Consider the following 14,471-nt stretch of genomic DNA (forward strand, 5'->3'; position numbering starts at 1 on the left):
ACGGTGCCGTCAGCCCAGGATCGGGCGACAACAGTGTTCATGGCGCTGCGTTCTATCGGGGTCATAGCCCGATCCTGCCCCCTCGGCACCGTGATGCCGACGCGCCCATCGGTGCCGTCAGACTTTTGTCACGACCCCCGACGCCGGTCAGGGTTATCGAACCCCTTGCTATGACCGTCGACGGTGAACCCGCTGTTAAGGCCTCGACCGACGCGGTGTTTACCGATGAGGTCACGGATCTCAGCGACGTGCCTCGATCGCGCTCTCGGCAGTGCGCGACTCGCCTACAGATCACGGTCGAAGTGCTCATATCACGCGGGTCGTACACCACCCGACGTCCGCCTCGGTCTCGTCGACTGTTGCTGACTCGGCGATCTCATCACCTCGGCCGCGACCACTCACCGGACCGAGAGTCGAGCAAACCGGCGCTGGATACTCGGGAACACCAATGCGCTGGATACTCGGGAACACCAAGGTGAGCATCAACGCCGAGGGCGATTCACTTCCCGTCTACCTGTGTTGCCTGGCGTAGGCGAGCTCGGTCACACCGCACGGCGTGGGGAACCGGCCAGGGCCGCGGCACGACTACCTGCCTGGGCGTTATGGCGCGAAGCCGGTTTCGGAGGTGGATGTCGATGAAGACCGCAGTGATGTCGCGGCGCGCGGAACGGCCGGGTGCCGTGGTGTTGGCGACTGTGCTGGTGTTCGTTGTCGTCGGTGCTGCTGCGGACTTTCCGTATCTGGCGGCCGGGACGGCGTATCCGGGGATGGTGCAGGCGTGGATGTACGGCGGGCTGCGGATCGTCGCGATGGTCGCGGGGGCAGTGACCCTCGGGGCCCTGGTCTATGTCGTGAGTTGTACCGAGACGGGCGCGTACGGCCGGGTGGGGGTCGACGGCTATGCCGGCATCCGGCTCGTGGAACGCACAGGTGTGGTGTGGGCTCTGGCCGCGACCGCGCTGGTGCCGGTGTCGGCGGCCGACATCGGGGGGATGTCCACATCGGAGATGCTCGCCCGCGGGGCGCTGGGGGCGCTGATCGACGCGGGTGACAAACCGAAGGCGTGGCTTGTGGTGGCGGTGTTCGCCACTGCGGTGGCTGCGCTGGCGCGGCTGGTGCTGTCGTGGAACGGCGCGGTGGGACTGGCGGTGCTTGCCGGGATCGCGGTGTTGCCGCCGGTGGTGGTAGGGAATGCGGGCGAGGGGCCGGGGCACGATTACGCCACGGGGGCGGTGATTCTTTTTCAGCTCGCGATATCGGTGCCGGTGGGTCTGCTGTGGTGTGTGCGGGACCATCTGACGCGCCGTGGGTTGCACCGGGCGGCGGTGCTGCGCCGGACTCGTTTGCTGGTCGCGATGTGCCTGCTGGTCGCGGCGGTATGCGCGGTTGTGCTGGCGGTGCTGTTCGTGCCGGCCGCCGCGCTCCTCGGCACGGGGTATGGGCGGCTGGCGGTCGGGGGGACTGTCCTGCTGGGCGTGGTGGGAGTTTCGGTGGTGTGGCGCGGCACGAGTGTTGCGCTGGGCGGGGCCGCGGCGCTGGTGGCGGTGGTGCTGTTCGCGCTGGCTGGGATGCGGCCTGCGCCGGCGTTCGCGGGCAGGCAGTTCACCGCGCACGAGGCGTTCATCGGATTCGACGTGCCGGTACCGCCAACGGGGTGGCAGTTGCTGACGTTCTGGCGTTTCGATGTCGTGCTGGGCGGTGCGGCGGTGGTGGGGGCGCTGTTCTACTGCGCCGGGGTCGTGCGGCTGCGGCGGCGTGGCGATGCCTGGTCGCGGTGGCGAGGACTGTCCTGGCTCGCTGGGTGCGGGGTGCTCCTGATGGCTACCTCGTCGGGGATAGGCGCGTACGGGTACGCGATGTTCAGCCTGCACATGATCACGCACATGGCGTTGAACATGGTGGTGCCGGTGCTGTTGGTGCTGGGGGCGCCGGTGACGCTGCTGCTGCGGGTGGTGCCGCCGGCCGGGCGCGACGGGCTGCGCGGGGTGCGGGAGGGGGTGCTCGCGGTGCTGCACTCGCGTCCCACCGCGGTGTTCGCGCATCCGGGGTTCTCGATCTCGGCGTTCGTGGTGTCGCTCTACGGGCTGTACTTCACCTCGTTGTTCGAGGCGCTCAACCGATACCACTGGGGGCACCTGCTGATGAACATGCACTTTCTGCTGGTGGGCTACCTGTTCTACTGGGCGATCATCGGCATCGATCCCGGGCCACGCAGGCTGCCGCATCTGGGTAGGCTCGGCATGTTGTTCGCGATCATGCCGTTTCACGCTTTCTTCGGGGTGGCGGTGATGTCGATGACCACGGTGATCGGCGAGCGCTTCTACACCAACCTGCAGTTGCCGTGGGGGATCGATCTGCTGGCCGATCAGCGAGCCGGTGGCGGCATCGCCTGGGTGGCCGGTGAAGTGCCGGTGCTGATCGTGGTCGGCGCGCTGCTGTCGCAGTGGGTAGCCCAAGACCGGCGCACCGCGGTCCGCACCGACCGCAAGGACGACACCTACGGCGATTCCGATCTCGACGCCTACAACGCCATGCTCGCCGAGCTGACGCGGACCCGCCGGTGAGGTTCAGCGGCCCGGTCGCACCCGGCGCAGCCGCAGGCTGTTGGTGACCACGAAGAACGACGAGAACGCCATCGCCGCACCGGCGACCAGCGGATTCAACCAGCCCAGCGCGGCGATCGGTATCGCGACGATGTTGTAGCCGAACGCCCACATCAGGTTGCCCCGGATGGTGCGCAGGGTCGCATGGGCGAGTTCGACCGCGTCCGGGACGGTGTCCAGATCGGCACGGACCAAGATGATATCGGCCGCGGCGATCGCGACATCGGTGCCTGCGCCGATCGCCAGACCGAGGTCGGCGGTAGCCAGGGCGGCGCCGTCGTTGATGCCGTCGCCGACCATCGCGACCCGGTGCCCGGCTGCCCGCAACTGCTCGATGACAGTCACCTTGTCGTGCGGCAGCAGCTCGGCGTGCACTTCGGTGACGCCGACTTCGGCGGCGACCGCGCGGGCGACGTGTTCGTTGTCCCCGGTGAGCACGACCGTCCGCAGGCCGAGGCGGTGCAGGCGCTCGATCGCCGCAGCGGCGGAGTCCTTGACCGTGTCGGCGACCGCGACGACCGCCGCGACCCGGCCGTCGACTGCAACCAGCACAGCGGTCCGGCCGGCGCGAGCATGCCGGTCGGCCTCGGCGGCGAGCGTGTCGGGGACGAGAAGGCCGCGCTCGGTCATCAGCCGGGGGCGGCCCACCAGGACCTGCCGATTCAGCACTCGACCCTGGGCGCCGAGACCGGGCATTGCCTCGAAGTCCTCGACGGGGTCCAGTTCTGCCGCGGCGCGGGCATGATCGGCGATGGCGCCCGCGACGGCATGTTCGGAGGCGGCTTCCACAGCGCCGGCCAAGCGGACCACTTCGGCTTCGGCGAAGCTATCGGTACCGACCGCCACGACCCGCATCCGGCCGTTGGTGAGGGTTCCGGTCTTGTCGAAGACCACCACATCGACGTCGCGGGTGGCTTCGAGCGCCTGGTGGCCCTTGATGAAGATGCCCAGTTGCGCGCCGCGACCGGAGGCGACCAGCAGCGCGGTGGGGATCGCCAGGCCCAGCGCGCACGGGCAGGCCACCACCAGCACGGCGATCGCCGCCGACGCGGCCCGGTCGGTGCCGCCGCCGAGCAGCAGCCAACCCACGAACGTGGCCGCGGCCAGCGCGAACACGATCGGGACGAATACCGCCGAGACTCGGTCGGCGACTCGTTGCATGCGGGCTTTGCCCTGCTGGGCTTGCTCGACCAGGCGGATCATGCCGGACAGGGCGGTGTCCGCGCCGACTGCGGTCGCCTCGACGGTGAGGCGGCCGGTCAATGCCACCGTGCCGCCCACTACCGAGTCGCCCGCACGGACCTGCACCGGCACCGACTCACCGGTCATGGCGGCGGCGTCGACACTGGACGCACCGCCGATGACGACGCCGTCGGCGGCGATCGTCTCGCCGGGGCGCACCACGAACTGGCGGCCGACCCCCAGTTCAGCGGTCGGCACGATGATCTCGCGGCCGTCGCGGGTGAGGATGGTGACCTCGTGCGCGGCCAGCGCCGCGAGCGCGGCCAGCGCGTCCCCGGCCGTGCGGCGGGCCCTGGCCTCGAAGTAGCGGCCGGCCAGGACGAAGGCGGTGACTCCCGCGGCGGCTTCCAGATAGATCGAGTCGCTGGACCAGATCGCCGCCCACACGCCGTCCGGGGTGTCGGTGCGGGGTGGGCGCAGGTACATCGCCTGCAGCGACCACAGGGTGGCGGTGAGCACGCCCACCGAGACCAAGGTGTCCATGCCGACACCGCCGTGGCGGGCGTTGCGCACGGCGCGCAGATGCAGGGGCGCCGCCGACCACAACACCACGGGCAAGGCCAGGACGGTGAGCAGCAACTGCCAGCCGGAGAAGCGGGTGCTCGGGACCATCGCGAACATCACCGACAGATCAGCGAGCGGGAAGAACGCGACCAGCGCCACGCACATCCTGCGGCGCAGATCGACGACCTCAGCCTGGCCGGACGCCGACGGAGCGAACGCGGAGCCGCCGGAAGCCGCGGGTTCGGCAGTGTAACCAGCGGCGACGACTTCCGCGCACAGCTGCTCGACCGGCACCGCGCCGGCGTCGATACTGGCGATGCCGGTGGCGTAATTGACGGTGGCGGTGACGCCGTCGAGTTTGTTGAGTCGCCGTTCGACGCGGGCCGAGCAGGCCGCGCAAGTCATCCCGCTGACGGCCAGCCGCACCCGCTCGGCGGGCGGGGCGGACGCGAGGTCAGCGGACACGACGGCACACAGAGACGGAGCGCGGCGCGGCGGCACGAACAGTGAGCAGCGGAAGACGGTGCACATCCAGTCAGTCGGACGCGCAAGCGGGGCGGTTCCCGGCAACGGGGGTGACCCCGGCGACACCCCGGCCGGATGCGAGAATCGGCGCGTGAAATGTGCGCTCGCTCGGGAAGCGCTGTCGGCCCGGCTCGACGGCGAAGACGAGCCGGTGCCGGCCGACCGGCTCGATGAGCATCTCGCCAACTGCCCCGACTGCCGATCCTGGTATGCGGTGGCGGGCAGGATGACCAGACGGGTCCGGGTCTCACCCGCGCCGCCGATCCCCGACCTCAGCGCACAGATCCTGGCCGCCCAGCCCGTCGCGGCGCCACGACGGGCTACCGCGCGGACCGTGAGCCGGGTACTGCTGGCTCTGACCGGTGCCGCGCAACTGACCGTTGCGCTGGCTCAGGCGCTTGGCGTGGATTTCGGCATGACCGCCGCGCACGGCGAGCACGCCGCGGCCATGTCGGCGCATCTGCTCAACGAAACCACCGCGTGGACGGCCGCGCTCGGGGTCGGTTTCCTCACCGCCGCACTGCGGCCGCGTACGGTGGCCGGTCTGCTGCCGATGGTGGCGGCGTTCGTTGTGGTGCTGGGCGGGTATGCGGCGGTCGATGGGATGCAGGATCGGGTCACAGTGGCCCGGCTGGCCTCACATTCGCTGGTCCTGCTCGGTGCGTTGCTGCTGATGCTGCTCGCCCGGACCGGGAGTGGAGTGGGCGGTCGGCGCCGTCGGATCGGGAGGAAGACCGGCAGGGCCGATACCCGAGGTGACGCGTCCGATCCGGTCACGTCCGCTCGCGGGTCGTCGGCGGCCTGACCACGGCGCCGGTCACGCCGCTCAGTCCAAGCAGCCGGGCCGCTTCGGCGGCCGAGACCCCGGGGACTGCGACGGCGTGCTCCGACTGCCAGTCCCGGTCGAAACCGGCCAGCTCGATATCGCACCAGCGCAGCACCGCGGCCCGCTGTGGCGGTGATAGCTCCCCGCAGTCGGCGACCAGGGACCGCCACCGCTCCGGGCTGACCACCTGGCAGCTGCCGGGGGCGCTCCGCGCCAGCACCTCGCCGACAGAAACCGGCGCCGGGCCGAGCAGGTCGACGATCCGAGGGGTAACCGGTAGCGGTGTGCCGAGGATGGTGGCCACGGCCCGCGCCACCTCGTCGGCGCGGGTCATCGGCTCGGTCACCTGGGTCGCCGGGCGCATACCCACGGCGGTGACTGCCGCGAGGAGATCGTGCAGGAAGTCGGTGCCCGCACCTCGGCTGTCCTGCGGAGCCGGGAGTACGCGGCCGAGCCGCACCACGGTGGTAGGGACCCCGAACTCTCGAGTGGCCGTGGCCAGCAGGTGCTCGGCGACGCATTTGCTCTGGGCGTATCCGGTGGGCAGGGTGGCCGGATCGGCCAGCCGGCCGCGGGGCCCGGCGGCCGTAGCAGTCGATACGAGGGTCATCGCCGCGCCGTGTGCCTGGGCCAGCCGCACCAGCCGATGGGCGGCTACGACATTGACTTCACGCAGGGTCGTGTATGAGCGCACCGCGCTGATCTGGGCGGCGTTGTGGACGATCTGGGTGAGGCCCGGTAGCAGCTCCCGGTGCCCGGTCAGATCGTCACGCGCGCAGTCGCCGAGTAGTACGGTCAGGCGGCCCAGATCCCAGGCGGTGTCGAAGACATCCCCGGCCCCAATCGCCGCGCAACCGGTGCGCAGCCGGGCGCGGGCATGCGCCGCGGAATCAGCGCGGACGACGGTCAGGATGTCGGCAGCGGTGTGGGTGAGTAGATCGGTCAGCAGATACGCGCCGAGGAAACCGGTCGCACCGGTCAGCATGATCCGGGCGGCCGGGGCCGAGGAGATCCGCGGTGTCGGGGTGTGCTCATCCGGTTGCTCCGCCCGGTCCGGCGCGCAGCGTTCGGCAACACCGTGCCCGCGCACGCGGTGCGGTGCGGTCAGGGCGGTGCGCAGGGCGGTGAGCTCGGCGGGGAGGTCGGGGACGGGTTCGGGGTCGGCGGTGCCTGCAGCCAGACGAGTGGCGAGTCCTGCGGGGGTCGGTGCGGTGAGAATGTCGTCGACGGCGACCGGGCAGTCGGTGGCCACGGTGAGCCGGTTGGCCAGTGCCAGGATTTGCATGCTGGTGCCGCCGGCGGCGAAGAAGTCGTCGCCGGGGCCGAGGTCGTCGCGTCCGAGGACCTCGGCGAAGATCGCCAGCACAGTGGTGGCGTCGGCGCCGCCGGGGGCGACGACGGGCAGACCGCGACGGTCGGCTTTGAGGTTGCGGGTGCGGGGCAGGGCATCGACAGCGGTGATCCGGGCAGGCACCCAGGCCGATGGCAGCTGATCGGCCAGCACCGCGCGGAGGTCGTCGAACCAGGTCGGTGGGTGTGATTCGATGACCGTGATCAGCGCGCCGATGGCGTAGTCGCCGTGGCGGGTGACCAGGGCGTCACCCACGCCCGGCTGTTGCCGGAGAAGGTCTTCCACCGCGCGCGCACCGATCCGGGCGCCGGCGATCTTGATCATGCCGTCGACCCGGCCGCCGAATTCGAGCATCCCCGAGGCCGCCAACCGGACCCGGTCACCGGTGTCGAACGCGCGCACCATGTGCGCGCCGACGGGCACCTGCCCGAAACCGGAGCCCGCACCGGTTTCGGGCAAGTAGCCCTCGGCCAGCATGGGCCCGTACAGGTGCAGGATTCCGGCCGGGCCCGCTGGGTCAGCGGGTTCGAGACGGTCGACCGCCAGGACCGCGCCCGCATGCGGGAACAGGGTGCCCAGTGGCACGTTGTCCGGGTCCGACTCGGTGAGGTCGGTGCTCACACACACGACTGCCGCTTCACTCGGGCCGTAGGTGTTGTGCAGTACGGGTCCGCCGTTTCGCCGCCAGCGGGCGACCAGCTCGGGAGACGCCTCCTCACCGCCGATCACGACCTGGCGCACCGATGGCGGCAGCGACAGGACTCCGGCGTCGACAGCGATGGCGAGTTCGTGCCAGATCGCGGTGGGCAGATCCAGCACTGTGACTGCGTACCGGGCGGCCAGGCCGGTCAACTCTGCCGGGGTGCGCCGGTCACCGGCGAGAACTAGACAGGCGCCCGCGGCCAGCGTCACGAAGATCTCCTCGATGCTGGTGTCGGCATGCAGGGGCGCGAACTGCAGGACCCGGTCTGCGGTGTCCCACCGGTAGCGGGTCACCGCGTCGGCGGTGAATGCGGCCAACGCGGCGCCTCCCACCCTGACTGCTTTCGGGCGGCCGGTGGAACCGGACGTCAGCACCGCGTATCCGGCGCCGGCCGCCATAGCGCCGATCGCGGGCGGGCTGGTCACGTGGTGTGTGGTGCCCTGTTCGATGTGCTCCGGAATGACGATCGAGGCGGCCTCGGGCGCGGCCGCCGCGACAGCATCGGCAGCGGCGGCGATATGCACGACCGCCGCCGGCGACAGGGACTGGAGGAGTTCACGCAAGTCGTCGACCGGCAGCGTGGGATCGAGCGCGGTGTGGGCGGCGCCGGCCAGCTGTGCGGCCAGCACGGTGACGATGTCGGTGGCGCTGCCCACCGGGAACATCGCGACGATGTCACCGGAGCGGACTCCGTTGCTGGTCAGCGTGGCCGCGCGGGCTGCCACGCAGGCGCTGAGCTCAGCCCGGCTGAGCGTACCGGCGACGTCGATCAGGGCGGGCGCGGTGTGGTCGGCGGCGACGTGCTGCTGCCACTCGGCGAGCGGGTGCGGCGCCGGAGTCGGGTCGGGTGCATGGAGGGGCAGGTAGCTGACGGCGAGGTCGGCGGCCCGGCAGTCCGGTGCGGCGGCGGCGGCCTCGATGACGCGGACGAGGGCGTCGGCGTGCTGGGCCAGTTCGCCGGGCGAGTAGCAGCGGGGGTTGGCGTCGATCGCCACCTCGGCGGTGCCGGTGCGCAGGTAGAGGTTGACCGAGAGATCCTCGACGGGTCCGGCGCCGCGATTCTCGGCGCGCACCTCGACACCGGGCAGGTCCAGGTCGTAGTCGAACGCCATGATGTTCACGACAGGTCCGAGCAGGGTCCGCCCGCCGCCGAGCAGGCCGAGGTCGGTGCGCAGCCGTTCGTGCCGGTAGCGAGCGTGACGGCGGGAACGGCCCAGGGTCGCGCCGATGCGTGCGGCGAGCTCGGCGACGGTCTCGCCGGGGTCGACACGCACCGGCAACGCCACCGCGTTGAGCACCATGGCAGGCACCGACGCGGCCACCGAGCCGATTCGGTTCATCATGGGCACGCCCAGCACGACATCCCGGTCGCCGGTGCGCCGCGACAGATAGATCGCCACGGCGGCCAGCACCGATTCGGCCACTCCGTACCGGCGGCCGGTCGGGGGCGCCCAGCGGGTCAGGGCGCGCCGGGTGCGCAGGCTGCCGGGGGCGGGCGGGGCGGGGGTCGCGGTGAGGACGGGGGCACTGCGCGAAGGCACTGTCTGCTGCCAGTAGGCGCCGGCTTCGGCGTGGGCGGGAGAATCCGTGTAGGCCAGGTCCTCGGCGACGACGTCGGCCAGCCCGCGCGAGGGTGCAGCAGCGGCCAGCCCGCGCGAGGGTGCAGCAGCGGCCAGCCCGCGCGAGGGTGCGGTGACGGCGTCCTGCCCGTGGTAGTGCTCGGCGACCCGCCGGGCGCACTGGGCGAACCCGTAGCCGTCGAGCGCGACGTGGTGGGCGCGGTGGTACCAGATCACCCGGCCTGGCGCGAGGATCAGGACCCGGTGCGCGGTGGTGACCCCGGTGTAGGGATCACACCGCGCCTGCCGGTCGGCGCGCATGATCGACTCGGCTTCGGCGGCAGGGTCGATGGCGCCGGTGAGGTCGGTGACCGTCACCGGGACCAGTTCCGGCGCCTCGATCCGCTGCACCACACTGGTTCCGTTGTCGTGCAGCATGATTCGCTGCGCCTCGGTGTCGGCCACCATGCACCGGACTGCGCGGGCCCAGCGGTGCGCGTCGACCGGGCCGGTGAGGGTGAGTGATTCGGCCAGGGTGAACAGGCTGTCGTGCGGCCAGAGCCGCTGGGCGGTCGCGATACCGTGCTGCGCCGCGGTGAGCGGCAGATCCGTGGTCATTTCTCTCCCTGGTCGTCGCGCACCAGCCGGTCGAACCAGACGCCGAGCACCGGCTGTTCGGCCAGGTCGGCGAAACCGATCCGTGCGCCCGTCGCCCGCCAGCGTTCCAACAGCGTGTTCAGCCTTAGGGAATCCAGGCCGAGGTCGGTCAGGTCGGTGTCCTCGGTCAGCTCCGCCGGGTCGACGAACAGCACCTCGATGAGGTCCTCGACGAGCTGGGCTCGGGTCAGTGGCACGCGGTGGTCTCCGTTTCCGTGGTCTCGGCGGGCGTCGGCTGCGCGGTGCTCGCCCGGGCAGCGCAACCGAAGGTCACTGCGGTGCCGAGCACATAGGCCGCACCGAACAGGGCCTGCCACAGCGGCCGTCCGTAGATGTAGTTGGACTGCTGGACGAACAGCAGCAGTTCGATCATCGGCGCGACCGATCCGAACAGCCACAGCCCCGACAGCGTCCTGGCCCAGCGGGTGCGCCGGGCCGGGCCGCGCCGCAGCCAGATCAGCAGCGGAATCAGCCACACCCACTGGTGGGTCCAGCCGAGCGGGAACAGTGCGGCGGCCAGCACGGTCGGCACCCACAGCGCCACCGCCCGGTCACCGGGCCGGCGCACCAGGACGGTGACCGCGAGCGCGGTCAGCACGGCGGCGCCGAGCCACCACGGCCACTGCCAGCCGATATCGGCTCCGATGAACCGGCTCAGCGCCGCCCGCAGCGACTGGTTGGCGACCGTGCCCACCCCGCCGACCCGTTCGACCGCGTCCAGTCCCGATCCCTCGAGCAGAAACCGGCGCGACATCGCCGGAAACGCCATCCAGCCCACCGCCAGCGGCACCGCAACGCCCGCCAGACCCCAGCCCACAGTCCGGTAGCGTCCGGCCAGTACCGGGCCGAGCAACGCCGCGAACGGCACGATCTTCGCCGCGGCGGCCAGCCCGATCGCCGCCCCGGCCACCGAACGGGCCGACCACCCCCCGATCAGCACGGCCAGCAGCAACAGCAACGCCAACTGGCCCTCATAGAGACAGTGCCGCACGGGAGCGATCCACAGCAGCCCGGCACTCCACCAGGCCGCCGACCGCCACAGCCCCACCGCGCCGAGGTGCCGCTGCCCGGTGACCAGGCTCAGCGACAGCAAGACGCTGCCGAGCAGCGCGGCGATTCCGAGCACGGTCCAGCCCACTGCGACGACCGGAAACGGCAGCCAGGTCAGCGGGGTGAACGCGGCAGCCACCCACGGCGGATACAGGAACGGCAGCATGACCGAACCGTCACCGGTGCGGCTGGCCGCGTCGTAGAGCGTCCCGTCGGCCAGCCAGCCCGGCGCCGAGACGAATACCCGCAGGTCACCGAGGTAGTACTCGACTGCGGTGATCTGCAGGAAAACGACCATCGCGGCGATGGACCCGGCGAGCGCGACCCACGGCGCCGAGGTTCGGAGTCGGCCCGGTTCAGTTGACGAGCCGGTCACGACCCGCCCAGAATCGTCGGCGCAGCTCGCGGCGCAGGATCTTGCCGCTGGGGTTGCGCGGGATGGTGTCGACGAACTCGTAGCGCGAGGGCACCTTGAATCCGGCGAGTCGCCCGGTCAGGAACCGCACCAGGTCCCGGGTGCCCAGCTCGGCGCCCGGCCGCGCCACCACGAAGGCGTGCACTCGCTCGCCCCAGCGGTCGTCGGGCACGCCGACCACCGCGCAGTCGTGGACCGCGGGGTGGGCGTTGATCGCTTTCTCGACTTCGGCCGGGTAGACGTTCTCGCCCGCGACGATGATCAGGTCCTTGACCCGGTCACGGATCACCAGGTAGCCGTCGGCATCGAGGTAGCCCGCGTCCCCGGTGGCCACCCAGCCGTCGGCGCTGAGCGTGGCCGCGGTGGCCGCCGGATCTCCGGCATATTCGAGCATCCGGGCAGGGCTGAGCAGGAACACCTCCCCGGATTCCCCGGCGCCCGAGGGCGTGCCGTCTTCGGCACGGATCTGCACGTCGACTCCCGGGTAGGGCCTGCCCGCGGCATGTAGCCGCTGCTGTCCGGGCCGGTGGTCGGCCGCGGGCAGGCAGATCGCGGTGTTGCCGGTCTCGGTGAGGCCGTAGATCTGGGCGAAGTCGCAACCGAAGGTGTCCACCGCGCGGGACAGCAGGTCGGGACCGATCGGCGAACCGCCGTAGACGATCTTGCGCAGCGAGGCGAAATCGGCGGGCCGTACCCCCGGCTCCGAGAGCATCAGCAGCAGCATGGCCGGGACGAAACAGCTGGTGGTCACCGCGTGCGCACGGATCGCGGCCACCGCGCCAGGCGCGGTGAACACCGGCAGCACGATATTGGTGACCCCGGCGTTGAGGCCTTGGGTGGCCCACCACAGCCCACCGATATGGAAGGAGGGTAGGGCGATGAGGTTCACGTCGCCCTCGTGCCAGTCGATCCAGTCCAGCCCGGCGGCGTCGAGCAGGTCACGGATGGCGAAGAAGGTGCGGTGAGCCAGCACAACGCCTTTGGCCCGGCCAGTCGTGCCGCTGGTGTACATCTGCACGATCGGGGTGTCCGGGGTCTCGGCAATGTCGGCACCAACTGGGCCCCTGGTATCGCGCCAGGCCGCGAATTCGTTCACCGAGACCACGATCCGGTCGGTCCCGGCCCGTGCCGGATCGTCGGTGACGACGACCCGGGCGGCGCTGTGCCCGAGGATGTAGTCGACCTCGCCGGGCGCCAGCCGCCAGTTCACCGGCACCAGGATTGCCCCTATCCGGGCACATCCGTAGAGCAATTCGTAGACCGCGGTGGTGTCTTTGGCCAGGTGGACGACCCGGTCCCCCGCCTCGACACCTGCAGCGCGCAGCGCCGTAGCCACCGAGGCGGACCGGTCGAGCAGCTGCGCGTAACTCACCGGTCCGGCACTGTCGGCCACCGCGGTCCGGTCCGGGGTGCTCCTCGCGTGGCCGGTCAGCGCCGCCATGAGCGTCGCGATCTCGCTCACTGGTCGCCGTCCCCGCAGGTGCCCGGCGGATCGAGCAAGACGATCTCGATGTCGCCCGAGGCGCATCCGCCGGTAGCGTCGGCGAACTCGATATGGGACTGCACGACGAACACCGGCCGCGACCGGTTCCGGAACTCGACCCGGCCGATGGTCAGTTCGGCGGTGTAGGCCCGTGACCCGATGGGCCGCCGGAATCGGCTCGCCAACCGGGTGATCAGAATCGCGGGCAGCTGCCGCTCCCAGTAGTCCTCGAGTGTCCAGTTCGCCAGTTCCGGAATCAGCTTGTCCCGGATCGCCGCGGCGACGGTGTAGTAGAAAAGCTGGTTGAACGAGATATTGAACTCGACGGCATTGAAATGCCCGGTGTCAACGATGTAGCAGGGCTCGGCGATGCCGAACTCGCCGGTGCCCACGACGGTGTCGCCCCGCCGGATCGCCCGCGCCCGTTCGAGATAGACGGTGCCTTTGCTGACGTAGGGCCGCATGGTCCGCGCCAGCAACTCGATGTCCTCGGCGGGGCTCTCGACGATCGAGACAGTGCAGGCCGGACTGCCCGTGGTCATGCTGCTTCCTTACTTGTCAGGGGGTGCTCGTCGAGTACGGTCACCCGGAACGACTCGGTTGCCTCGTTGCCGGGGTTGTGCAGCGCACGATGGATCAGCGTGCGGTTGTCCCAGAGCACGAGATCGCCGGGTTCGTAGGACTGGACGAAGATGTTGTCGTGTTCGAAGCTCTGATCCAGCTGGCCGGAGGCGGCGAGCAGGTCGGTGAGCAGCGAGTCCGGCAGCGCGCCTCCCGCGGCGTCCTGGATCGCGTAGGTGAACGCCTCGCAGACGTAGAGCACCCGCTCCCCGGTAACCGGGTGGACCAGCACCGTTGGCCAGCGCTGCGGTGGCGTCTTGCGCTCGACTTCGGCGATCACCTCGCCCAGCGGGCGGAACACATCGCTCGGCCGGATCTTGACGTAGCGGCGCGAACTGTGCAGGGAGTGGGTGTTCTCGATCGCCGCGCGCAGGTCCGGCGCGAGCCGCTGATAGGCCTTGGCCATATCGATGAAATAGGTGCCGCGCCCGACAGTGGGCAGTTGCTGAGGGTAGAAACAGGTGACTGCGAAGGGTTCTGGCATGAACTGGTAGTCCGAGTGCCAGAACGCCCCGGTCTTGGGCACGCCGACCCGGCTACTCGCGCGGTCGATGTTGGAGGAGACGAAGACGAAATCGCTGTCGGGGTGCCGGTACATCGGTTCGTAGTAGGCGACCGGCTTGCCGAACTCCGACCCGAACGCCACGAAACCGCGCACGTCGAGGGTCTGCTCCTTGAACACGACGATCTTGTCGTGGTAGATGTGGCGCCGGAGGGTGGCCAGGTCGTCGACGGTGGCCGTGGCCGGGTCGAAATCGTGTACCTCGACGCCGCGGCGTACCCCGGTCCTGTTGCCGATCTTCATGTGTGTACCTCTGTCCCGCTGTGCGGTTCCCGGTATTGCGCCCCGGGGAACCGCGAAAATCGTTCGAGCCGACCCGCCGAGCTCCGCAGGAGCCGCTGCTGTCGTTGGAAATAGTCGGGCGCGGTGG

Annotated in this window: 9 protein-coding genes; 2 read left to right on the forward strand and 7 right to left on the reverse strand. The window is 70.5% G+C overall.

Annotated elements, in window-relative coordinates; genetic code table 11:
* Positions 1–635: 635 nt before the first annotated feature.
* Positions 636–2,564, forward strand: a complete 1,929-nt coding sequence (locus ACTWPB_RS25640; protein WP_446223078.1) for a cytochrome c oxidase assembly protein — start codon at positions 636–638, stop codon at positions 2,562–2,564.
* Positions 2,565–2,567: 3 nt separating this feature from the next.
* On the opposite strand, the gene ACTWPB_RS25645 is transcribed toward ACTWPB_RS25640, so the two are convergent.
* Positions 2,568–4,826 (reverse strand): heavy metal translocating P-type ATPase, encoded by a 2,259-nt coding sequence (locus tag ACTWPB_RS25645; protein WP_446226482.1) that lies wholly within the window; start codon positions 4,824–4,826, stop codon positions 2,568–2,570.
* A gap of 139 nt (positions 4,827–4,965) precedes the next feature.
* Here ACTWPB_RS25645 and ACTWPB_RS25650 point away from each other — a divergent pair, with 139 nt between their 5' ends.
* The gene (locus tag ACTWPB_RS25650; protein WP_446223079.1) at positions 4,966–5,679 is read left to right on the forward strand and encodes a zf-HC2 domain-containing protein; all 714 of its coding nucleotides are present in this window, start codon (positions 4,966–4,968) and stop codon (positions 5,677–5,679) included.
* Here ACTWPB_RS25650 and ACTWPB_RS25655 read toward each other — a convergent pair.
* Genes ACTWPB_RS25655 through scoE form a run of 6 tightly spaced genes read right to left on the reverse strand, consistent with a single transcriptional unit; the run spans position 5,648 to position 14,344 of the window.
* The gene (locus tag ACTWPB_RS25655; RefSeq protein ID WP_446223080.1) at positions 5,648–9,931 is read right to left on the reverse strand and encodes an AMP-binding protein; all 4,284 of its coding nucleotides are present in this window, start codon (positions 9,929–9,931) and stop codon (positions 5,648–5,650) included. The genes ACTWPB_RS25650 and ACTWPB_RS25655 overlap by 32 nt on opposite strands.
* Positions 9,928–10,167 carry a phosphopantetheine-binding protein gene (locus ACTWPB_RS25660; protein ID WP_446223081.1) on the reverse strand — a complete coding sequence of 80 codons (240 nt, stop codon included), beginning with the start codon at positions 10,165–10,167 and terminating at the stop codon, positions 9,928–9,930. The genes ACTWPB_RS25655 and ACTWPB_RS25660 overlap by 4 nt, the downstream gene beginning before the upstream one ends.
* Positions 10,158–11,396, reverse strand: coding sequence for a glycosyltransferase 87 family protein (locus ACTWPB_RS25665; RefSeq protein ID WP_446223082.1), 1,239 nt, complete (start codon positions 11,394–11,396; stop codon positions 10,158–10,160). Before ACTWPB_RS25665 ends, ACTWPB_RS25660 begins: the two co-directional genes overlap by 10 nt.
* A complete protein-coding gene (locus ACTWPB_RS25670; RefSeq protein WP_446223083.1) occupies positions 11,377–12,897 on the reverse strand; it encodes an AMP-binding protein in 1,521 nt (506 codons plus the stop codon). Before ACTWPB_RS25670 ends, ACTWPB_RS25665 begins: the two co-directional genes overlap by 20 nt.
* Positions 12,894–13,460: an FcoT family thioesterase gene (locus ACTWPB_RS25675; protein ID WP_446223084.1), complete on the reverse strand. Its 567-nt coding sequence runs from the start codon at positions 13,458–13,460 to the stop codon at positions 12,894–12,896. The genes ACTWPB_RS25670 and ACTWPB_RS25675 overlap by 4 nt, the downstream gene beginning before the upstream one ends.
* A complete protein-coding gene (gene scoE / locus ACTWPB_RS25680) occupies positions 13,457–14,344 on the reverse strand; it encodes a (3R)-3-[(carboxymethyl)amino]fatty acid oxygenase/decarboxylase (protein WP_446223085.1) in 888 nt (295 codons plus the stop codon). Before scoE ends, ACTWPB_RS25675 begins: the two co-directional genes overlap by 4 nt.
* Positions 14,345–14,471: the final 127 nt, after the last annotated feature.

It is taken from the genome of Nocardia sp. IBHARD005 (genome assembly GCF_052814245.1).